The organism is Burkholderia anthinoferrum (assembly GCF_002925705.1).
Lineage (GTDB): Bacteria > Pseudomonadota > Gammaproteobacteria > Burkholderiales > Burkholderiaceae > Burkholderia > Burkholderia semiarida.
In genome coordinates this window covers 17,727-38,108 of sequence record NZ_LFZP01000026.1, presented here as the reverse complement: position 1 = coordinate 38,108, position 20,382 = coordinate 17,727, and the positions used below count along the sequence as shown (strand labels likewise).

Sequence of the window (20,382 nt, the reverse complement as noted above, 5' to 3'; positions counted from 1 at the left end):
ATCCCGTCGATGATCTTGTTGCCGTCCGAATCCCACAGGTAGACGCCGTCGGCCTTCACGATCACGCGGCTGCCGGCACGGTTGAGCGCGCCCATGTCCGAGAACGGGTGGATGTGGTGTGCGGCGTCGAGCGCGCGATATTCGGCGGTCGAGTACTGCGAAAGTGCTTCGTTTCGATCGGTCATGTTTTCTCCGTCAAACAGCGCCGCACGCTTACACGTGCAGCAGCAGGTGCCTGCGTTCCCACGAGCTGATCACGCGGAAGAACGCTTCGTATTCGGTTTCCTTCAACGCCAGATAGGCCTTCACGAACTTGTCGCCGAGGATGCCGGCAAGCGGCTCGCACGCGGCCATCAGCGAGATGCCTTCCTCGAGGTTGCGCGGCAGTTGGTACGGCAGGTCGTAGCCGTCGGATGCGATCGGCTCGGTCGGCGCGAGCTGTTGCGTGATGCCGAGATAGCCGGCGGCGAGCGTCGCCGCGAACGCGAGGTACGGGTTGCAGTCGACACCTGGAATCCGGTTCTCGATGCGTCGCGCGACGGGGCTCGACTGCGGAATGCGAAAGCCCACCGTGCGGTTGTCGTACCCCCACTGCACGTTGATCGGCGCGGCCATGAAGCGCGACAGGCGGCGATACGAGTTGATGTACGGCGCGAAGATCGGCATCAGCGCGGGCGTGTACTTCTGCAGCCCCGCGAGATAGCTGTGAAACAGCGGCGACACGACCCCGCCTTCGTCGGCGAACAGGTTGCGGCCGGTGCGCGCATCGGCGAGACTCTGATGGATGTGCATCGCGGAGCCCGGCTCGCCCTCCATCGGCTTGGCCATGAACGTCGCATACATGTTGTGGCGCAGCGCGGCCTCGCGCACGGTGCGCTTGAACAGGAACACCTGGTCGGCCAGCGACAGCGCATCGCCATGCACGAAGTTGATCTCCATCTGCGCGGCGCCGACTTCGTGAATCAGCGTCTCGATATCGAGGCCCTGCATTTCGCAGTACTCGTAGATGTCCTCGAACAACGGATCGAACTCGTTGACGGCCTCGATCGAATACGACTGGCGGCCCGTTTCCGCCCGCCCCGTGCGGCCGACGGGCGGACGCAGCGGCAAGTCGGGATCGGCGTTCATGTCGACCAGATAGAACTCCAGCTCGGGGGCGACGACGGGCGTCCAGCCCTTCGCCTTGTACAGGTCGAGCACGCGGCGCAGCACGTAGCGCGGCGAGATCTCGACCGGCGAGCCGTCGAAGTGCACGCAGTCGTGGATCACCTGCGCGGTCGGGTCGACGGCCCACGGGATCAGGCAGATCGTCGACGGATCGGGCACGCACACCATGTCGGGGTCGGTCACGCCGGTGAGCGACCCGTCTTCCGGATAGTCGCCGGTGACGGTCTGCACCATCACGGCCTGCGGCAGGCGCATCGACTCGCCGGATTCGAACTTGTTGCGCGGAATGATCTTGCCGCGCGCGATGCCGGCCATGTCGGGAATGATCGCCTCGACTTCGGTAATGCGGTGCTGACGCAGGAATTCGCTCAGTTCGGGTTGCATGATCGGTCTCGTTAGTCGATATCGATGTCGGATGCGGCCGGCGACGGTGTCGCGCCGCCGGCCGCATGAAGGCGGTGCGCCATCCGCGCGCGGCACGCCGCGCCGAATGCCGCGAAGATGTCGCGCGACAGCGGCTGCTCCGCGTAGCGCCATTCGGGATGCCACTGCACGCCCAGCGCGAACGCACGCGCGCCGCGCACGCTGACGGCCTCGACCAGCCCGTCGGGCGCGCTCGCTTCGACGGCAAGCCCTGCGCCCAGGCGCGCGATGCCCTGGTCGTGCAGCGAATTGACCGTCGCCTCGCGCGCGCCGCGCGCGATCCGCTGCAGCAGGCCGTCCGGCGCGAGCCGCACGACGTGCGCGGGACCGTACTGCCGTTCAAGCGGATCGGCCGGCCGTTCGCGATGGTCGTCGAAGCCGGTCGTCGCATGCAGCCGCTGATGCAGCGTGCCGCCATACGCGACGTTCAGTTCCTGCATGCCGCGGCAGATCGCGAGCACGGGTACGCCCGCGTCGATCGCCGCACGGATCAGCGGCAACGCGGTCGCATCGCGCGCCGGATCGTGCAGCGTATCGGGCGCGCTCGCGGCGCCGCCGTAATGATGCGGCTCGACGTTCGAATAGCTGCCGGTCAACAGCAGCCCATCGACCGCCGCGACGATCGCCTCGGCCGGCTGCCGCGCGCCGAGCGCGGGCAGCACGAACGCCAGCGCGCCGGCGCCGTCGACGAGCGCGGTGAGGTACTTCTCGCCCGCCGCGTGGTTCGGATGGGCGCCGCGCAGGATGCGGTCGGCGGTGACGGCTACGATCGGTCGTGCACGCATCGGCGTCTCTCCGGTAATCGTGCACGACACGCTCGTGCGCGCAACGACGCAGGTTTGCTGGTACGCCGCACGCGCGTGCAATCGCGCCGCGCCAGCGCAGGCGCGGTCCCGCCGCGCGGACGGTGCGGCAACAGGCGGTACGACCCGGGACGGGAGCGGAAAGGGACGCTAGGGCAACAACGACGCGCTGCCGTCGCACTGCACCGCGCTGAACAGGTGCACGGTCACGAGATTGAAGCGGCGCGGGCCGCGATGGGAAATGGCGAAGAAACGAGGCTCGCGTAACGGGGCGGCGCGCGTGCCGCGATCAGCATGCCGGTTCGGCCCGGCCTGAGGCGGCGCGCCCGCCGACGGACTTCGCGTCCGGCGTATCGAAGGGCTGGCGGCTTTCACGATCGTACTCGACTGACTGATGGAGGCAGGACACGTGTCGCAATGCCGCGTGGCGACACGTCAGCAAGATGTCTCGCGCGCATGCCGGCGCAGGCCGGCCATCGTCGATGGCCTCGCCGCCGGTGCGCGCGTGACGACTTCCTGACATTCAGCTTATATCACCTAAAAATTGCGTCAACTTTTCAGGGGCTGATGACGACACCGGTCAGATGAAAAAAACGGCATCGATCCGCGCGATCGATGCCGTTTTGTGCATTGCATCGGCTTGCCGGCTACGGGCCGGCGGGGCAGGACGCGCCCTCGCGCCGCGCCGCCGCATCGTGGCGGCTCGTGCTCAGCGATGCGCGAGCGCGGTTTCGACGAGCGTCCGCAGCAGCGGCACGATCCGCGCGGCACGCGCTTCGTCGTACGCGTACGGACGCGTCTCTTCCATGTAGGTGATCTGCGACAGTTCGAGCTGCACGGCCGCGACGCCGGTCTCGGGCACGCCATAGTGACGCGTGATGTAGCCGCCCTTGAAGCGCCCGTTCGCGACGGCCGTGTAGCCGCCGTGCGCGAGCACACGCGCAGCCAGCGCCTCCGCGAGACCGGGCGCCGCGCTTGCGCCGCTCGACGTGCCGAAGTTGAAGTCCGGCAGGCGGCCGTCGAAGAAACGCGGCACATGCGAGCGGATCGAATGCGCTTCCCACACGAGCACGCGGCCGTGTTCGCCCTTCAGGCGCGCGATCTCGCGTTGCAGCGCGTCGTGATACGGCAGCCAGTAGCGGTCGCGGCGACGCATGATCTCGTCGTCGCCGGGCAGCGCGTTCGCCGGATAGAGCGGCGCCTTGTCGAACGTATCGACCGGCACGAGCCCCGTCGTGTCCTGCCCCGGATACAGGTTCTCGTTGTCGGGCGGGCGGTTCAGGTCGACGACGTAACGCGCGTGCGACGGCACGAGGATCGATGCGCCGAGTTCGGCCGCGAAGCCGTACAGCCGCTCGAGATGCCAGTCGCAATCGTCGACGAAGCGCGCGTCGGGCGTCATCGTCGCGGCGATGTCGTCGGGAATGTGCGTGCCCGCGTGCGGAATCGAGATCAGCAGCGGCAGCGTGCCCTGCTTCAGCGTGAATACAGCCGGTTGTTCAGTCATGTCGCCTCACCGTAAGAGTCTGCCGGCGCGCGCATGCGGCGCGCCGGTTGCCGCGCGTCAGCGCAGCAATTGCGCCAGCGCGGCGCGGTAGTCGGCATACGCGGCGGCTTCGTCGCGATGGCGGCGGCCGCTCACGACGCGCTCGCCGCCCGTATAGACGTCGAGCACCGGCGTCTCGCCGTGTTCGGCGAACACGATGCCCGACAGCCAGGCCGCGCTGTCGTGTTCGGCAATCGCCGGATGATCGGGATCGAGCACGAGCCAGTCGGCGCGACAGCCTGCACGCAGCGCGCCGATGCGCCGCCCGCTCGCCTGCGCGCCGCCCGCGAGCGACGCGTCGAACAGGCGATCGGCGACGTGCGCCTGCGATTCGCTCGCCAGCACGTTGCGCGCACGATGCACGAGCCGCTGCCCGTATTCGAGCAGGCGCAGCTCCGAGCGCCACTCGACCGATGCGTGGCTGTCCGAGCCGACGCCGATCACGCCGCCTTGCGCGAGATAGTCGACGGCCGGGAACACGCCGTCGCCGAGGTTCGCTTCGGTCGTCAGGCACAGCCCGGCGACCGCGCGACGCTTCGCGAGCGCCGCCGTCTCGGGCTCATCGACGTGCGTGGCGTGCACGAGGCACCAGCGCGCATCGACGTCGAATCGATCGAGCAGCCATTGCACGGGACGTGCGCCGTAAGCGCGCACGCAGTCGTCGACCTCGGCCGTCTGCTCGGCGATGTGGATATGCACCGGCGCATCGTCGGGTAACCCGTCGAGCAGCGCACGCAGCCCGTCCTCGGACACCGCGCGCAGCGAATGCGGCGCGACGCCGTAGCGCAGCCCGCCATGCTCGGGCGCCGTGCGACGCATCGCGTCGAGCAGTTCGAGCACGCCGTCGGGCGTGTTGATGAAACGGCGCTGGTCGTCGCGCGGCGGCTTGTTGCCGAAGCCCGCGAACTGGTACGACACGGGCAGCATCGTGATGCCGATGCCGGCCGAGTGCGCGGCGTCGATCACGCGCGAGCCGAGCTCGGCGATCCGCGGATAGCGCGAGCCGTCCTGCGCGTGATGCACGTAGTGGAATTCGCACACCGACGTGTAGCCGCACTTGAGCATCTCGACGTACAGCCAGCGTGCAATCGCCGCGAGCGCGTCGGGCGTGATCTTCAGCGCGAAGCGGTACATCAGGTCGCGCCAGCTCCAGAAGCTGTCGGCGGGATTCGCGCGGTATTCGGTGAGCCCCGCCATCGCGCGCTGGAATGCGTGCGAATGCAGGTTCGGCATGCCGGGCAGCACCGGCCCGGCCGCGCGCGCGACGCCCGCCGGGGCGTCGGTGTCGGGCGTCACGTCGGTCAGCGTGCCGGCCGCGTCCCAGCGCAGCAGCACGTTGCGGCGCCAGCCATCGGGCAGGTAGGCATGGTCCGCGAACAACATCGTGTCGGTCATTGCGAGTCCTCATCGACCGGATCCAGCACGCAAGCGTGTCGTCCGGCCCGGTACCGCGGCCGGCAGGCGCGAGCGCATCGCGCCCGCCCCTGCGTCGCGGCGATCGACCGGAGGGCGCGCTGGCGCGCCGGGCCCGGTCCCATGCAAGACGTCGGCCGGGCCCGGTCCGTCACGACCCGGCCCGGCCGACGTGAAACTTATCCGTTCATCCGGCGAAACACGGTCGTGCCGCCGCGGACGACCTGCTCGCACAGCGGCCGGCCGATCCAGTACGCGAGCTCGGCCAGCGAGCCGACCGACCACGCGGCGAAGTCGGCCTGTCGACCGACTTCGAGCGCGCCGTGACGATCCGCGCGGCCGAGCGCCGCGGCCGCATGGCGCGTGACGCCCTGCAGCACCTCGGGCACCGTCATGCGGAACAGCGTGCAGCCCATGTTCAGCGTCAGCAGCAGCGATTCGAGCGGCGACGTGCCGGGGTTGTGATCGGTCGCGAGCGCGATCGGCACGCCGTGCTTGCGCAGCAGCTCGATCGGCGGCAGTTGCGTTTCGCGGATGAAGTAGTACGCGCCGGGCAGCAGCACGGCGACCGTGCCGGCCGCCTTCATCGCCTCGATGCCCGCTTCGTCGAGAAATTCGAGGTGATCGGCGGACAGCGCGCGGTAACGCGCGGCGAGCGCCGTGCCGCCCGCATTCGACAGTTGCTCCGCATGCAGCTTCACCGGCAGCCCGCGCCGCGTCGCGGCCTCGAACACGCGCTCGGTCTGCGCGAGCGAAAAGCCGATGCGTTCGCAGAACACGTCGACCGCGTCGACGAGCCCTTCGTCGGCCAGCGTCGGCAGCATCCGGTCGCACACTTCGTCGATGTACGCATCCGCGCGGCCCGCATATTCGGGCGGCAACGCATGCGCGCCGAGGAAGGTCGTGTAAACGCTGACCGGGAAGCGCTCGCCGAGCTGGCGCGCGACGCGCAGCATCTTGCGCTCGCTCGCGAGGTCGAGCCCGTAGCCGGATTTGATCTCGATCGCGGTCACGCCTTCGGCGAGCAGCGGCTGCAGGCGCGCGGCAGCCTGCACGAACAGCGTCGTCTCGTCGGCCGCGCGCGTCGCGCGCACCGTCGACACGATCCCGCCGCCCTGCCGCGCGATTTCCTCGTAGCTGACGCCCGCGAGGCGCTGCGCGAATTCGTCGGCACGCGTGCCGCCGTACACGAGGTGCGTATGACAGTCGACGAGGCCCGGCGTCACCCACGCGCCGTGCAGGTCCTCGCGCCGCCAGTGCGCGTAACCGTGCGGCAGCGCGGATAGCGCGCCGAGCCACGCGATCGTGCCGGTTTCGTCGACGGCGATCGCCGCGTCGTCGATCGTCTCGTCGGGATGGCCGTGCGGACACAGCCTCAGGTGATGCCAGACAGTCGGTTTCATGCGTTCAGTCTCGTTCGCCGACGGCAAGCGTGACGGCGAGCAGCGCGCCGCTTCCGCTCACGACGACGTCAAACGCACGCCGCGGCCCGTCGAGCCGCAACGTGTCCATGTCTTCCAGCGCGTAGTGCATGCCGTCGATGTCGACGCCGACCGCGCCGGCCGCGCAAAACAGCAGCACGGTATCGGCCGGCGCAAGACGGTGCGCGCCCGCGCGCCACACGTCGAGCGCGCCACGCGCGGCGCAACGGCGCGTCATCAGGTTGAAGTCGCGCGTCGCGCCGTCGTGCAGCGTCGCATCGATCGCCGTCTCGCCCGCGAAATCCGCGCGGGCCAGCGGCTCGTCCAGCACGTGCCGCGCGCCGCCAGCTTCTGCGAGCGTCATGCCCGCGCCGGACAGCAGCACGAGCGTACGGTCGACGCCGTCGAAACGCGAGAACGGCCCGGCCGTGCCGACGTCCGCGACGCTCACGCGCCACGCGAACGCATCGAGTGCCGCGCCGGGCGGGAACGCGCCGATTTCGCGCGTCACGCCACCGCCGTTCTTCCACGGCGACGCAACGAGATCCGCCGCGCGGATCACCGCGACGGCCGGTGTTGCGTTCACCGGCGCCTGATCGAGCGCCGTCATGCTCAGCGGCCGAGCATCGGCAGCTTGAGGCCGGCTTCGCGAGCCGTCTGCTGCGCGAGTTCGTAGCCGGCATCCGCATGGCGCATCACGCCCGTCGCCGGATCGTTCAGCAGCACGCGACCGAGACGCTCGTGCGCGTCGGCCGTGCCGTCGGCGACGATCACCACGCCCGAGTGCTGCGAGAAGCCCATGCCGACGCCGCCGCCATGGTGCAGCGACACCCACGACGCGCCGCCTGCGGTGTTCAGCAGCGCGTTCAGCAGCGGCCAGTCGCTGACGGCGTCCGAGCCGTCCTTCATCGATTCCGTCTCGCGGTTCGGGCTGGCGACCGAACCGGTGTCGAGGTGGTCGCGACCGATCACGATCGGCGCCTTCAGTTCGCCGTTCTTCACCATCTCGTTGAACGCCTGGCCGAGGCGATAGCGATCCTTCACGCCGACCCAGCAGATCCGGGCCGGCAGGCCCTGGAACGCGATGCGCTCACGCGCCATGTCGAGCCAGTTGTGCAGGTGCGGATCGTCGGGGATCAGCTCCTTCACCTTCTGGTCGGTCTTGTAGATGTCTTCCGGATCGCCGGACAGCGCGACCCAACGGAACGGGCCCTTGCCTTCGCAGAACAGCGGCCGGATGTACGCCGGCACGAAGCCGGGGAAGTCGAATGCGTTTTCGACGCCCATTTCCAGCGCCATCTGGCGGATGTTGTTGCCGTAGTCGAGCGTCGCCGCGCCGCGTTCCTGCAGCGCGAGCATCGCGCGCACCTGGACGGCCATCGACTGCTTCGCGACCTTCACGATGCTCTGCGGATCGACCTTCTGCGCTTCGCGCCATTGCGCGACGGTCCAGCCTTGCGGCAGGTAGCCGTTGATCGGGTCGTGCGCGCTCGTCTGGTCGGTCACGCAGTCCGGCGTGATGCCGCGCGTGACGAGTTCCGCGAACACGTCGGCCGCGTTGCCGAGCAGGCCGACCGACACCGGCTTGCCGGTGCGCTTCGCTTCGTCGATCATGCCGAGCGCCTCGTCGAGCGTCGTCGCCTTCTTGTCGACGTAGCGCGTCTTCAGGCGGAAGTCGATGCGCGTCTCGTCGCATTCGACCGCGATCATCGAGAAGCCGGCCATCGTCGCGGCGAGCGGCTGCGCGCCGCCCATCCCGCCCAGGCCGCCCGTAAGGATCCAGCGGCCCGACGGATCGCCGTTGAAGTGCTGGTTCGCGACCGAGAAGAAGGTTTCATAGGTGCCCTGCACGATGCCCTGGCTGCCGATGTAGATCCAGCTGCCGGCCGTCATCTGGCCGTACATCATCAGGCCCTTGCGGTCGAGCTCGTGGAAGTGATCCCAGTTCGCCCAGTGCGGCACGAGGTTCGAGTTCGCGAGCAGCACGCGCGGCGCATCCTTGTGCGTGCGGAACACGCCGACCGGCTTGCCCGATTGAATCAGCAGCGTTTCGTTTTCCTCGAGATCCTTCAGTGACGCCAGGATCTGGTCGTAGCATTCCCAGTTGCGCGCCGCGCGGCCGATGCCGCCGTACACGACGAGCGCGTGCGGATGCTCGGCGACTTCCGGGTCGAGGTTGTTCTGGATCATCCGGTAGGCCGCTTCGGCCAGCCAGGTCTTGCACGTCTTCTCGCTGCCGCGCGGCGCGCGGATCGTGCGCGTCGGATCGAGACGGGGATCGATGTGTTTCGGATGGTTCATGACGACTGCTCCCGAGGGAAATTGAGATCAATAAGGAATCAGAAATGCCCGGTGAAGCGATAACGGCTGCCGGGATGCCACAGATTCGCCACCGAGGCGACGACGCCCTGCGACCAGGTGCGCCGATGTAAAACGAGACACGGCTCGACGTCGTCCATCCGCAGCTGCTCGCGCCGCTCCGGCGCCGGGGCCGCCGCTTCGATCCGGTACTCGACGCGCTGCAGCGGCGCCGCGCGCATCAGGTACAGGTTCGGCGTCGTGTTCGTGAAATCCTGCTCGGCGTAACCCGGCGCGACCGCCGGATTCACCCATCGTTCTTCGAGCTGCACGGGCTCGTCGTTCTCGAAGTGCAGCACCTGCGAATGAAACAGCTTCGTGCGTACGGCCACCTGCATCTCGTCGGCGAGGGCCTCGTCGGCGCGGATCGTGTCGAGGCCGAGCACACTGGCGCGGTATGCATGCCCGCGCGCGCCGACTTCCTCGGAGATGCTGCGGATCGCCACCAGCGTCGACTCGTACTTCGGCCGCGCGACGTAGGTGCCCGCGCCCTTCATGCGCGTGAGCACCTGCTCGGCCGTCAACTCGCGCAATGCGCGGTTGACGGTCATGCGCGCCACCTTGAACTCGCGCGCCAGCTCGTTCTCGGACGGCACCTGGTCGCCCTCCTCCCACTCGCCGGCGTGAATGCGGGCCAGGATGAAATCCTTGATCTCCTGGTAGACCGGCGCGCTCATCGGCTTACTGTTCCGATGCGAACGAGAACGGCGCGACCTTCGCGAACGCACGCTCGCCGACGAGCTTTGCGATCGCCGCGATGTCCGGCGCGAAGTAGTGGTCGAGTTCGTAGTGCGCGACCTGGCTGCGAATCGTCTCCATCACCGGCGCGAGCTTCGGGCTCGTGTGGTACGGCGCACGCAGGTCGACGCCTTGCGCGGCGGCCAACAGCTCGATCGCGAGGATGTGCTTCGTGTTGTCCGCGATGTCGGCGAGCTTGCGCGCGGCGAACGTCGCCATCGACACGTGGTCTTCCTGGTTCGCGGAGGTCGGCAGCGAGTCGACCGACGCCGGGTGCGCGAGCGTCTTGTTTTCCGATGCGAGTGCGGCCGCCGTCACGTGCGCGATCATGAAGCCGGAGTTCACGCCGCCGTCCTTCACGAGGAACGGGGGCAGGCCCGACAGCGTCGCGTCGATCAGGAGCGCGATGCGGCGTTCGGCCAGCGCGCCGATTTCCGCTGCGGCGAGCGCGAGGTTGTCGGCGGCGAACGCGACCGGCTCCGCGTGGAAGTTGCCGCCCGACAGCACTTCGCCGGTGTCCGGGAAGATCAGCGGGTTGTCCGACACGGCGTTCGCTTCGACGAGCAGCACGTCGGCCGCGTGGCGCATCTGGTCCAGGCACGCGCCCATCACCTGCGGCTGGCAGCGCAGGCTGTACGGATCCTGCACCTTGTCGCAGTCGCGATGCGACTGGTTGATCGGCGAGCCTTCGAGCAGTTCGCGGTACGACGCGGCCGCATCGATCTGGCCTTGGTGGCCGCGCAGTTCGTGGATGCGCGCGTCGAACGGCTTCACCGAGCCGGCCGCCGCGTCGACCGACAGCGCGCCGGCGACGAGCGCGGTGCGGTACAGGTCTTCGATCGTGAACATGTTGTCGAGCGCGAGCGCGGTCGACGCCTGCGTGCCGTTCAACAGCGCGAGGCCTTCCTTCGCTTGCAGCGTCAGCGGCGCGAGGCCCGCGACGCGCAGACCGTCGAGCGCGCTCGCGCGCTCGCCGCGGATGAACACTTCGCCGACGCCGAGCAGCACGGCCGACATGTGCGCGAGCGGCGCGAGGTCGCCCGACGCGCCGACCGAGCCCTTCACCGGGATCAGCGGCAGCACGTCGGCGTTGAACAGCGTGATCAGCGCGTCCATCACTTCACGACGGATGCCCGAGTGGCCGCGGCCGAGGCTCGACAGCTTCAGCGCCATCAGCAGGCGCACCGACGAACGCGCCATCGGCTCGCCGACGCCGACCGCGTGCGACAGCACGAGGTTCTTCTGCAGCAGTTCGAGCTGGTCGTGCGGGATGTGGGTGCTCGCCAGGCGGCCGAAGCCCGTGTTGATGCCGTAGGCCGGCTCGCCCTTCGCGGCGATGTCGGCGACGGCCTTCGCGCCGGCGTCGATCTTCGCGAAGCTGGCCGGGTCGAGCTTCAGTTGCACGGATTCACGTGCGATCCGGCGCAGTTGCGGGAGCGTCAGGTGGCCGGGGGTCAACGTAATCATGTGAGCAATCCTGTCTAGACAAGTTCGGAATGGATTGAAGTGTAGCCATCCACACTTGTCTAGACAACCCGTTTTTCATTATTCCGACTCGGGAGTTTCCCTGATGCCCGGCAGGCCCGCCGGGCCGGTCGCCGCGATCCGACTCTTAACATCTGTTGCGGTTATTTTATTTTTGGCAACATACGAATCATCACTCGCCACGGAGACCGTCATGCCCTTCCCGTCACGATTCGCCGCCCGCCTCGGCTTCCCCCTGCTCGTCGCCGCGTGCGCGCTCGCGCACGGTGCGTCCTTCGCGGCGGAGCCGCTGTCCGGCACGCTCGACAAGATCCGCCAGGCCAACCTGATTTCGATCGGCCATCGCGAAACGTCGGTGCCGTTCTCCTATGTCGATGCCAGCGGCAAGGTCGTCGGTTTCTCGCAGGACCTGTGCGACCGCGTGATCGCGGCGGCGAAGGCGCGCACCGGCAAGCCCGACCTGCAGGTGCGCTTCATTCCGGTCACGTCGCAGAACCGCATTCCGCTCGTGCAGAACGGCACCGTCGATCTCGAATGCGGCGTGACCACCAACCTCGCCGCGCGCCATGCGCAGGTCGCGTTCTCGACCACCTTCTTCGTCGCGACGACGCGCCTGCTCACGCGCACGACCTCGGGTATCCGCGACTTTCCCGATCTCGCCGGCAAGACGGTCGTGACGAACCAGGGCACGACGTCCGAACGCCTGCTGCGCAAGATGAACGAAGAAAGGAAGATGGGCATGCAGATCATCGGCGCGAAGGACTACGGCGAAGGACGCCTCACGCTCGAATCGGGCCGCGCGGCCGCGTACATGATGGACGACGTGCTGCTCGCGGGCGTGCGCCAGCTCGCCGCGAAACCGGCCGACTGGCGGATCGTCGGCACGCCGCAATCGTCGGAAGCGTACGGGTTCATGCTGCGCAAGGACGATCCGCAGTTCAAGGCGCTCGTCGACGGCGTGCTCGTGCAGTTGATGAAAAGCGGCGAGATCGACGCGCTGTACGACAAGTGGTTCTTGAAGCCGGTGCCGCCGAAGGGGCTGTCGTTCGACTTCCCGATGAGCGACGTGATCAAGGCGCGCTATGCGGCGCCGAACGACGCGCCGCTCGAGTGAGCGCCGCGCGTCGACACCGGCTTACGCGCGCGTCCACGCGACGCACGCCGCGTAGCCGGGCGCCGCGTCGAGCCACGCCGCATCGAACGCCGCGACGCCGGCGGCGGGCGCGGCCGGCTCGACGATCGTCGTCGCGGGCGTCGCCGCGTCGCGCGGCGGCACGACCGCGAACGCGCGCAGCCCGCCGACGATGCCGGTGCCGAGCGCCTTGAGCAGCGCCTCCTTCGCGGACCACACGCGCATGAATTCACCCTCGCGCGCGCCGGGCGGCAGGCCGTCGAGATACGCGATCTCGGCGGGCGCGCACACTTCGCGCGTCAGCGCACGCCAGTCGGTCGCGCGGTTGCAGCCCTCGATATCGACGCCGACGCGGCCTGCCGGCGCCCACGCGAGCAGCGCGTGTTCGCCCGCGTGCGACACGTTGAAGTCGAGCGACGCGCGATGCGCAGGGTCCAGCGACGGCCGCCCCGCCGCGTCGACGACGATCGCGACCGCGCGCGGCGCGATGCCGAGCGCCGCGCCGAGCACGTCGCGCAGCGCGGCGCGCGTCGCGGCGCTGCGCACCGCATCCTCGTGCCGCAGGAAGCGCGCGGCGCGGGCGCGCTCGTCATCGCTCAGCGCCGCATACGCGGCCGACACGAGCGGCACGCGCCAATCGAAATCGACGCGCGCGATCCGCACGCCGGCGCGCGCCGCGGCGGGCGGCACGTCGAGCGCACGCATGCGCCATGCGCGGGGCGTTTCAACGGAAGAAGCGGAATCGGACGGAATGGACATCGGCGCGCGGCAGTCGGTGCGGTAAAACGAAAGGTCCGATGTTAATCGATCGCGCCGGCCTGCGGCCGCTGCGACACGATCGGGCATTGAACGGGGCTGCGGGATGCGTGCGCGGATGCGCGGTCACCCGTTCGCGGCGATGCCGGGCAAGCCGCTCCCCGTCAGCCGCCCGCGCGACGCCGGGTGCAGCGCGTGCACGACGCCCGGCGCATCGGCCGGCAGCACGCCGTGTTGCAGCCAGTACAGCGCGACGGGCCACAGCGTGTCGGTGAAGCGGCTGTGGAAAAACGCGAAATGGCCGATCGCGTCGACGCCGATGTCGGCCGGCGCGATCCGCAGATGCGTGACGTTGCTGCCCGTGTAATAGCCGGCCAGCCGCTCGATCGCGTCGACCGTGCCGAACGCGTCGTCGTCGATGCCGATCGCGAGCATCGGCGCCGACAGCCCCGCGAAGCGCGCCGGCAACGCGGTGCGACTCGTGGCGCCGTCGTCGAGCACGCTGCCGATGTAGCCATCCTCGAAACGCGGCTGCGAGCGCGCCCACGACAGTGCGACGCCGCGCGGCGTGTCCTCCATCCAGCCGAGCCGCTTCGCGGGCACGTAGCCGAACACGGCCGCGAGCGCGGGCATCGCGACATGCCACTTCCACCACATCCGGCGTCGCTCGGCCGGCAGATAATCGCGCCAGTACGCATACTGCGCGCCGACGGTGACCACATGCCGCACGTGCACGTTCGATGCCGCGAGGCCGAGCACGCAGCCGCCGATGCTGTGCGCGACCACGTCGAGCGGCTGCCCCGGAAACGCGTCGCGCGCGTAGTGCAGCGCGGCTTCGCAATCGAGCCGCCCCCAGTCGAGCCAGTTCGCGTGCAGCTTCGCGAGCCGCGCCGGGCGCGACCCGCCGATGCCGCGATAGTCGTAGACGAGCACATCGCGCCCTTGCGCGAACAGCCAGGCCGCGAAACGAAAGTAGTAGTCGCAGCGCACCGACGTCGCGCAATTGACGACCGTCACGGGCCGCACGGCGCCGCCGCCGCGATGGCGCCAGACATGGGCGCGCAGTTCGTAGCCGTCGGCTGCGCGCAGCGTCACGGGTTCGGGTGGCAACGCGTCGGCCGTGCGATTGGCCTGTGGCGCGCCGCTGTTCTCGTTCGAAATCGTCATCGTGTCTCCTGTCGACCAGAGTTAGCGCTTTAGCGCTTACTCTGGTCCCATGGCGTGGCTGGTTGGAGTTAGCGCTTCAGCGCTTACTCCAACCCCACGGCGGTCGACCGGAGTTGGCGCTTTAGCGCTTACTCTGGTCCCATGACGTGGCTGGTTGGAGTTAGCGCTTCAGCGCTTACTCCATCCCCACGGCAGTCGACCGGAGTTAGCGCTTCAGCGCCTACTCCGGTCCCATGGCGTGCCCGGTTGGAGTCAGCGCTTCAACACTTGCTCCACGCCCCGCCCTCCGCAATCACCCCGCCTCCATTGAACTTGACGCACGCCCCGTTCTCAACCAATCTTGCTGCTCCGTTCGCATGAGTCACGCGCATGTCAACGCCACTCGTCCGTCTCCCGTCGCTCGATCTCGTCCGCGGTTTCGTCGCCGTCGGCCGCCGCATGAGCATCACGCTCGCCGCGCAGGACCTGTGCGTCACGCAGTCGGCGGTCAGCCGTCAGATCCATGCGCTCGAAGCGCATCTCGGCGTTGCGTTGCTGCAGCGCGGCTACCGGAAGATCGCGTTCACGCCGGAAGGCGAGCGACTGTTCCGCGTCGCCGATGCGGCGCTGCACGGCCTGCAGGACACCGTCGCGTCGCTCGCCGCCGGGCGCGAGCGCCAGCCGGTGACGATCACGGCCAGCATCGGCGTCACCGCACTGTGGCTGCTGCCGCGGCTCGGGCGGCTGCAGGCGCGCCTGCCCGAGGTCGACCTGCGCGTCGCCGCGAACGACAAGGTACTCGATTTGCGCGCCGAGGGCATCGACCTCGGCATCCGCTACTGCCCGCGCGAGCGCGCACCGGCCGGCGCGCTGCGCCTGTTCGACGAGATCGTCGTGCCGGTCGCGCATCCCGCGCTCGCCGCGCGGCCGGTCACGAGCGCCGCCGCGATCGCCGATCACGTGCTGCTCGAATTCGACGGGCCGCCGCAACCGCAGTTGCAATGGCACGCGCATCTGCACGCGGCCGGGCTCGGCGACGCGCGCCCGAAAGGCGTGCTGCGCTTCAACCAGTACGACCAGGTGATCCAGGCCGCGATCGCGGGCCAGGGCATCGCGCTCGGGCGGCTCGCGCTCGTCGCGCCGATGCTCGCCGACGGCCGGCTGGCGGCGCTCGGGCCGCACACGCGGACGCCGCCGCCAACGTACGGCTACTGGCTGTTTCAGCACGATCCGGCCCCGCGCCGCGAGGTCGTCGACGTGCGCGACTGGATGCTCGCCGAAGCAGCCGAATGCGATGCGGCGATGCACGCGCACGATACGGCGTCGGGCTGAACCGGCAGCTGGGCGGCTGCGCATGACCACCGGCTCACGCCGCCCCCTTCACATTCGCGCCACGCATGCCAACCTGACCGAATGATCGCTTGAGCGACGGCAGCCGCGCTCGTCTAATCGGATCGAGCGCGGCCGTTTCGCCGCGCGCCTTCATCCGGAGACACGCATGACCCCGATCGAGCAGGAAGTCCGGCGCCGCTGGCTGCCCGTGCTGGCAGGCGGCCTGATCATGGGCGCCGCGCTCGGCATCCGCCACGTGCAGGGCCTGTTCCTCGCGCCCGTGTCGCTCGACCACGGCTGGTCGCGCGAGGCGTTCGGGCTCGCGCTGGCGTTGCAGAACCTGATCTGGGGCGTCGCGCAGCCGTTCACCGGGATGGTGGCCGACCGCTTCGGCTCGGTGCGCGTGATCGTCGCCGGCATGCTGCTGTACGCGGCCGGGCTCGTCACGATGGCGCATGCGGCCACGACCGGCCTGTTCACGGTCGGCGCCGGGCTCGTGATCGGCGTCGCGCTGTCGGGCTCGGCGTTCGCGTCGATCTACGGCGCGCTGAGCCGGCTGTTCCCGCCCGACCGGCGCGGCTGGGCGCTCGGTGTCGCCGGCGCGGTCGGCGGGCTCGGCCAGTTCTGCATGGTGCCCGTCGCGCAGGAGCTGATCGGCGGCATCGGCTGGCGGCACGCGTTCATCGCGCTGGCGCTCGTCGCCGCGCTGCTCGCGCCGCTCGCCGTGCTGCTGCGCGACCGGCCCGCGCAGGCAGCCGCCGCCGGCTCCGACCAGTCGATCGGCGAAGCCGTGCGCGAGGCGTTCGCGCATCGCGGCTTCTGGCTGCTGAACGCGGGCTTCTTCGCGTGCGGCTTCCAGCTCGCGTTCATCGCGACGCACCTGCCCGCGTACCTGCTCGACCACGGGCTGCCGGCGCGCCACGCGAGCGTCGCGCTCGCGCTGATCGCGCTGACGAATGTGGCCGGCACCTACGCGTGCGGCCATCTCGGCGGGCTGCTGCGGCGCAAGTACGTACTGTCGGTGCTGTACCTCGTGCGCGCGCTCGCGATGGCCGCGTTCGTCGCCGCACCGCTGTCGCCCGCCAGCGTCTACGTGTTCGCGGCCGTGATGGGCTTCACGTGGCTCGGCACGGTGCCGCTGACGAACGGCGTGATCTCGCAGGTGTTCGGCGTGCGCTACATCGCGACGCTGTTCGGCTTCGTGTTCTTCGGGCACCAGCTCGGCAGTTTCTTCGGTGTATGGCTCGGCGCGCTCGTGTACGACGCGACGCACTCGTACCTGCCGCTGTGGATCGGCTCGATCGCGCTCGGCGTGCTCGCGGCGCTGCTGCACTTGCCGATCGACGACGCGCGCGTCGCACGCCCGGGATCGGGCACCGCGGCATGGGCATGATCCGCGCGGCGCTGGCCGCCGGCATGCTCGCGTTCGTCGCGTGGTGCGGCGCGGCCTACCTCGATTCGGGCGTCGCGTACGCGCTGCTCGAGCACGTCGCGTTCTGCAATTGATGCGGCAAACTTCGGCGCATCGTCAGCGACGCTTCGGCAACGCGGCCAGCGCATCGAGCGCACGGGCGCGCGCGGCCGCATGCTCGACGAGCGGCGCCGGATAGTCGACGCCGAGCCGCACGCCGGCCGCGTCGAGTTCCAGCGGCGACGCTTCCCACGGCGCATGGATCGACGTGTTGTCGAGGCCGGCAAGCTCGGGCACCCAGCGCCGCACGTACGCGCCGTCCGGGTCGAACTTCCGGCCCTGCGCGACCGGATTGAAGATGCGGAAATACGGCGCCGCGTCGGCGCCGCAGCCGGCCACCCATTGCCAGCTCGCCGCGTTGTTCGCGGGATCGGCGTCAACCAGCGTGTCCCGGAACCACGCTTCACCCGCGCGCCAGTCGATCAGCAGATGCTTGATCAGGAACGACGCGACGACCATTCGCACGCGGTTGTGCATCCAGCCGGTCGTCCACAGCTCGCGCAGGCCCGCGTCGACGAGCGGGTAGCCGGTCCGGCCGCGCTGCCACGCATGCAACGCGGCGGGATCGTCGCGCCACGGCATCGCATCGAATTGCGCGCGGAAGTTGTCGGTCGCGAGCGCCGGGAAGTGATACAGCAGCATGCAGCTGAATTCGCGCCAGCCGAGCTCGCTCAGGAATTTGTCGGCGTGCAGCGCATACGCCGCGCCGCCCGCGTTCGCGGCGCCCTGCACCGCATGCCACACCTGTCGCGGCGATACGTTGCCGAAGCGCAGGAACGGCGACAGCCGGCTCGTCGCGGGGCGGTCGGGTCGATCGCGCGCGTCCGCATAACCGGCGAGCGAGGTCGTCAGAAACGTGTCGAGCTGCGCGTGCGCGCCGGCTTCGTCGGGCGCCGGCCACGCCTCGCGCAGGCCGCCGGCCCAGTCCGGCGCATGCGGACGCAATGCGAGCGCATCGAGCGACAGCGCGCGCTCGCGCACGGCCTTCGGCCACGGATGGAACGCGATCCGCTCGGGCGCCGGCAGCGGCGCGGCCACCGTGCGATCGCGGCGCGCCGCGCGCCAGTAAGCGGTGAATACCTGGTACGGGCCGCCGCTGCCCGTCAGCACCTCCCAGGGCTCGTTCAGCAAGCTGCCGTTGCTGCTCTCGACCGTCACGCCCTGCGCCTTGAGCGACGCCTTCAACGCCGCATCGGCGTCGCGCTGTGGCTGCGGATAGCGGCGGTTCCAGTACACGGCCGCGGCGCCCGTGTCGCGAACGAGGCGCTCGATCTCGCGCCGCGCGTCGCCGCGCAACAGCAGCAGGCGCCCGCCATGCCGCGCGAGCGCGGCGTCGAGCCCGGCCAGCGACCCGTGCAGCCACCAGCGCGCCGCGCCGCCGAGCGCGGGCCCGGCGCCCGTGTCCGTGCCGTCGACGAAGACGCAGACGAGCGGCCGGCCCGATTCGACCGCGCGCGTCAGTGCGGGCTGATCTGTCACGCGCAGATCGTCGCGGAACCATACGATCGCTGGGGCAACGGACGACTGGGCGGACACGGGCATCTCGATGACGAAAGGGAAAGGAGATGCGTATTGTCGCGGCTGCGCTGCGCGGTGTCGACGCCGGCCGTTACGGCTAGCGCATCACGGCGACGCCGTGCGCGGCCGCACACGCGGCGCCGACCCGATGAAGGTTGCGGTGCCGGCCGCACGCACGTGATGTTTGCGAGGCTGTCGTACGTCGACCGGTTCGTGCGCCCGGCGCATCGCTGACGCACTGCCCCGCGCATCGACGAACGCAGGAAAGCCCGCCGTGGCCACCTGTGCGGCCGGCTGGTCCGCTTCGCGATGCACGTGCCGCGCGATGGCCCGCCCGGCGCACGGCGCATCGATGTTGGATCAGTCGAGCCGGAACGCGGCCTCGAAGCGCTCGGCGAATGCGTCGAACTCGGCTTCCGGCAGATGGTTGATGCCGCCTGCGCACTTGCGCCCGCCGCCGGTCGCGAAGCCGCGGCAGAACTCGTCCGCACCGATCGGCCGGCCGTCGGGCACGCGTACGCTGACGACGAGCCCGCCGCCCGCGCGCGGCGACAGCACCGCGAGCGCCGTATGCGGCGCATTGCGCATCCGTTCGTTCGCGAGCATGCCGGTCGCGCGCCGCGCCCACGGATGATCGGGCATCCGGACCAGCGTCGCGCCCGGCACCTCACGCAGCGGCGCGAGCGCGCACGCGAGCGCCATGTCGTCGCGATAGCCGTCGCGCAGCGCGGCGAACACGGCCGTCTCGCGCACGAAATCGACTGGATCGGCGCACGGCAACATCGCCTCCGCGAGCGCCGCCGGATCGAAATGCAGATCGCCGACGCATTCGCCGTATGCGTTGTAGTTCAGATAGCGCCCCAGCTCGGCGAGGCTGCAGCGCTCGGCTTCGTCGACCCCATGCTCGCGCGCGAGCGCATCGCCGAGCGCCGGCAGTTCGTCGCCATAAGCGGCGACGATGGCCCAGCGCACGTGCCGGCCGCCGAGATAGCGGTTCACGATCGCGCTCGTGCAGACGTCGGCCGCCGTGTCGATATGCGCGTGAAAGCGCGAATCGTCGGGCAGTTCGCCCGCGAAGTGATGGTCGAAATAGCGGACCGTCGCGCCTGCCCGCAGCAGCCGCGCGCAGGCATCGCGGTTCTGGTCGTGCGACACGTCGAGCACGGTGACGAGGTCGCCCGCGCGCGCGTCGATCCGCTCGAGCAGCGTGATGTCGCGCTTCACGCCGGTCACGAGCGTGCCGTGCACGCGTTCGGCGAGCCGCAGCTGCTGAAGCGCGCACAGGCCGTCCGCGTCGCCGTTGAACGCGAACACGTGCCGCGCGTACTGGTTGTCCTGCATGATCCGTTGCTCCATCGTCAAGGCATGAAATCGCGGCCGTTCTCGCGTGGCGAGCACGCCGAGTTCCGGCGCCAGATATTTTGCCGCAACCGCGAGCGCGCCTTTCGATACAGCGTAGTCGCGCTCCCGGTAAACGGCTTGCGGGTCGCCTGCGTGTCGATCGTCGCGATCGCGCCGCTGCCGCTTCATCGGCGGCACGACATCCTGTATGGGCACACCGTACGGAGCGCGTGAATATCGAACATCGCCCCGTCGAGGCCGGTTTTCTCCGCCGGCGCCGGCCACACGCCGTGCGCTCACGCACCGCCTCGACCGCGAGCCTCGCGCCGAGT

General features: G+C 69.6%; 17 protein-coding genes and 1 pseudogene. 4 read left to right on the top strand and 14 right to left on the bottom strand.

Translation table 11 applies throughout. The annotated features are described in order from the left end of the window. The 10 genes and pseudogenes from C5F75_RS07135 to hutH form a co-directional block, all read right to left on the bottom strand. Positions 1–185, bottom strand: a pseudogene (locus tag C5F75_RS07135) (aspartate aminotransferase family protein); the annotation flags it as partial. Between the two features lie 28 nt (positions 186–213). Beyond that, positions 214–1,551, bottom strand: a complete 1,338-nt coding sequence (locus C5F75_RS07130; RefSeq protein ID WP_059578335.1) for a glutamine synthetase family protein — start codon at positions 1,549–1,551, stop codon at positions 214–216. A gap of 11 nt (positions 1,552–1,562) precedes the next feature. Beyond that, positions 1,563–2,375, bottom strand: coding sequence for a gamma-glutamyl-gamma-aminobutyrate hydrolase family protein (locus C5F75_RS07125; protein WP_060314132.1), 813 nt, complete (start codon positions 2,373–2,375; stop codon positions 1,563–1,565). A gap of 727 nt (positions 2,376–3,102) precedes the next feature. Next, on the bottom strand, positions 3,103–3,900 hold the full coding sequence (gene hutG, locus C5F75_RS07115; RefSeq protein ID WP_104012016.1) for an N-formylglutamate deformylase: 798 nt from the start codon (positions 3,898–3,900) through the stop codon (positions 3,103–3,105). Between the two features lie 57 nt (positions 3,901–3,957). Beyond that, positions 3,958–5,334: a formimidoylglutamate deiminase gene (locus C5F75_RS07110; protein WP_104012015.1), complete on the bottom strand. Its 1,377-nt coding sequence runs from the start codon at positions 5,332–5,334 to the stop codon at positions 3,958–3,960. Between the two features lie 197 nt (positions 5,335–5,531). Then, positions 5,532–6,755, bottom strand: coding sequence for an imidazolonepropionase (gene hutI / locus C5F75_RS07105; RefSeq protein ID WP_059578324.1), 1,224 nt, complete (start codon positions 6,753–6,755; stop codon positions 5,532–5,534). Between the two features lie 4 nt (positions 6,756–6,759). Then, positions 6,760–7,383: a HutD/Ves family protein gene (locus C5F75_RS07100; RefSeq protein WP_104012014.1), complete on the bottom strand. Its 624-nt coding sequence runs from the start codon at positions 7,381–7,383 to the stop codon at positions 6,760–6,762. A 2-nt stretch (positions 7,384–7,385) separates the two neighbouring features. Continuing rightward, positions 7,386–9,074, bottom strand: coding sequence for a urocanate hydratase (hutU, locus tag C5F75_RS07095; protein ID WP_059791395.1), 1,689 nt, complete (start codon positions 9,072–9,074; stop codon positions 7,386–7,388). Positions 9,075–9,112: 38 nt separating this feature from the next. After that, a complete protein-coding gene (gene hutC / locus C5F75_RS07090) occupies positions 9,113–9,808 on the bottom strand; it encodes a histidine utilization repressor (RefSeq protein ID WP_099316582.1) in 696 nt (231 codons plus the stop codon). Between the two features lie 4 nt (positions 9,809–9,812). Then, positions 9,813–11,336 carry a histidine ammonia-lyase gene (hutH, locus tag C5F75_RS07085; protein WP_059640055.1) on the bottom strand — a complete coding sequence of 508 codons (1,524 nt, stop codon included), beginning with the start codon at positions 11,334–11,336 and terminating at the stop codon, positions 9,813–9,815. A gap of 211 nt (positions 11,337–11,547) precedes the next feature. On the opposite strand from hutH, the gene C5F75_RS07080 reads away from it, so the two are divergent. Then, on the top strand, positions 11,548–12,468 hold the full coding sequence (locus tag C5F75_RS07080) for a glutamate/aspartate ABC transporter substrate-binding protein (RefSeq protein ID WP_104012013.1): 921 nt from the start codon (positions 11,548–11,550) through the stop codon (positions 12,466–12,468). 21 nt (positions 12,469–12,489) lie between these two features. Here C5F75_RS07080 and C5F75_RS07075 read toward each other — a convergent pair whose 3' ends face one another. Next, positions 12,490–13,245: a 4'-phosphopantetheinyl transferase family protein gene (locus C5F75_RS07075; RefSeq protein WP_059578308.1), complete on the bottom strand. Its 756-nt coding sequence runs from the start codon at positions 13,243–13,245 to the stop codon at positions 12,490–12,492. A gap of 123 nt (positions 13,246–13,368) precedes the next feature. Continuing rightward, positions 13,369–14,409, bottom strand: a complete 1,041-nt coding sequence (locus C5F75_RS07070) for an alpha/beta hydrolase family protein (protein ID WP_104012012.1) — start codon at positions 14,407–14,409, stop codon at positions 13,369–13,371. A gap of 369 nt (positions 14,410–14,778) precedes the next feature. On the opposite strand from C5F75_RS07070, the gene C5F75_RS07065 reads away from it, so the two are divergent. From C5F75_RS07065 to C5F75_RS37130, 3 genes are all read left to right on the top strand, one after another. Next, a complete protein-coding gene (locus C5F75_RS07065) occupies positions 14,779–15,720 on the top strand; it encodes a LysR substrate-binding domain-containing protein (RefSeq protein WP_104012011.1) in 942 nt (313 codons plus the stop codon). Between the two features lie 166 nt (positions 15,721–15,886). After that, positions 15,887–17,113, top strand: a complete 1,227-nt coding sequence (locus C5F75_RS07060) for an MFS transporter (protein WP_104012010.1) — start codon at positions 15,887–15,889, stop codon at positions 17,111–17,113. Then, positions 17,104–17,226 carry a hypothetical protein gene (locus C5F75_RS37130; RefSeq protein WP_059578298.1) on the top strand — a complete coding sequence of 41 codons (123 nt, stop codon included), beginning with the start codon at positions 17,104–17,106 and terminating at the stop codon, positions 17,224–17,226. Before C5F75_RS07060 ends, C5F75_RS37130 begins: the two co-directional genes overlap by 10 nt. 22 nt (positions 17,227–17,248) lie before the next feature. On the opposite strand, the gene C5F75_RS07055 is transcribed toward C5F75_RS37130, so the two are convergent. Both C5F75_RS07055 and C5F75_RS07045 read right to left on the bottom strand, forming a co-directional pair. Further along, complete coding sequence (locus C5F75_RS07055; protein ID WP_104012018.1) at positions 17,249–18,727, bottom strand: cryptochrome/photolyase family protein; 1,479 nt, start codon at positions 18,725–18,727, stop codon at positions 17,249–17,251. Positions 18,728–19,069: 342 nt separating this feature from the next. Then, positions 19,070–20,050, bottom strand: coding sequence for an acetyltransferase (locus C5F75_RS07045; protein ID WP_104012017.1), 981 nt, complete (start codon positions 20,048–20,050; stop codon positions 19,070–19,072). Positions 20,051–20,382: the final 332 nt, after the last annotated feature.

Bases quoted from the DNA above. Each gene is read 5' to 3' on its own strand.
- C5F75_RS07130 (WP_059578335.1), bottom strand. From the start codon at position 1,551: ATGCAACCCGAACTGAGCGAATTCCTGCGTCAGCACCGCATTACCGAA.
- C5F75_RS07125 (WP_060314132.1), bottom strand. From the start codon at position 2,375: ATGCGTGCACGACCGATCGTAGCCGTCACCGCCGACCGCATCCTGCGC.
- hutG (WP_104012016.1), bottom strand. From the start codon at position 3,900: ATGACTGAACAACCGGCTGTATTCACGCTGAAGCAGGGCACGCTGCCG.
- C5F75_RS07110 (WP_104012015.1), bottom strand. From the start codon at position 5,334: ATGACCGACACGATGTTGTTCGCGGACCATGCCTACCTGCCCGATGGC.
- hutI (WP_059578324.1), bottom strand. From the start codon at position 6,755: ATGAAACCGACTGTCTGGCATCACCTGAGGCTGTGTCCGCACGGCCAT.
- C5F75_RS07100 (WP_104012014.1), bottom strand. From the start codon at position 7,383: ATGACGGCGCTCGATCAGGCGCCGGTGAACGCAACACCGGCCGTCGCG.
- hutU (WP_059791395.1), bottom strand. From the start codon at position 9,074: ATGAACCATCCGAAACACATCGATCCCCGTCTCGATCCGACGCGCACG.
- hutC (WP_099316582.1), bottom strand. From the start codon at position 9,808: ATGAGCGCGCCGGTCTACCAGGAGATCAAGGATTTCATCCTGGCCCGC.
- hutH (WP_059640055.1), bottom strand. From the start codon at position 11,336: ATGATTACGTTGACCCCCGGCCACCTGACGCTCCCGCAACTGCGCCGG.
- C5F75_RS07080 (WP_104012013.1), top strand. From the start codon at position 11,548: ATGCCCTTCCCGTCACGATTCGCCGCCCGCCTCGGCTTCCCCCTGCTC.
- C5F75_RS07075 (WP_059578308.1), bottom strand. From the start codon at position 13,245: ATGTCCATTCCGTCCGATTCCGCTTCTTCCGTTGAAACGCCCCGCGCA.
- C5F75_RS07070 (WP_104012012.1), bottom strand. From the start codon at position 14,409: ATGACGATTTCGAACGAGAACAGCGGCGCGCCACAGGCCAATCGCACG.
- C5F75_RS07065 (WP_104012011.1), top strand. From the start codon at position 14,779: ATGTCAACGCCACTCGTCCGTCTCCCGTCGCTCGATCTCGTCCGCGGT.
- C5F75_RS07060 (WP_104012010.1), top strand. From the start codon at position 15,887: ATGACCCCGATCGAGCAGGAAGTCCGGCGCCGCTGGCTGCCCGTGCTG.
- C5F75_RS37130 (WP_059578298.1), top strand. From the start codon at position 17,104: ATGGGCATGATCCGCGCGGCGCTGGCCGCCGGCATGCTCGCGTTCGTC.
- C5F75_RS07045 (WP_104012017.1), bottom strand. From the start codon at position 20,050: ATGCAGGACAACCAGTACGCGCGGCACGTGTTCGCGTTCAACGGCGAC.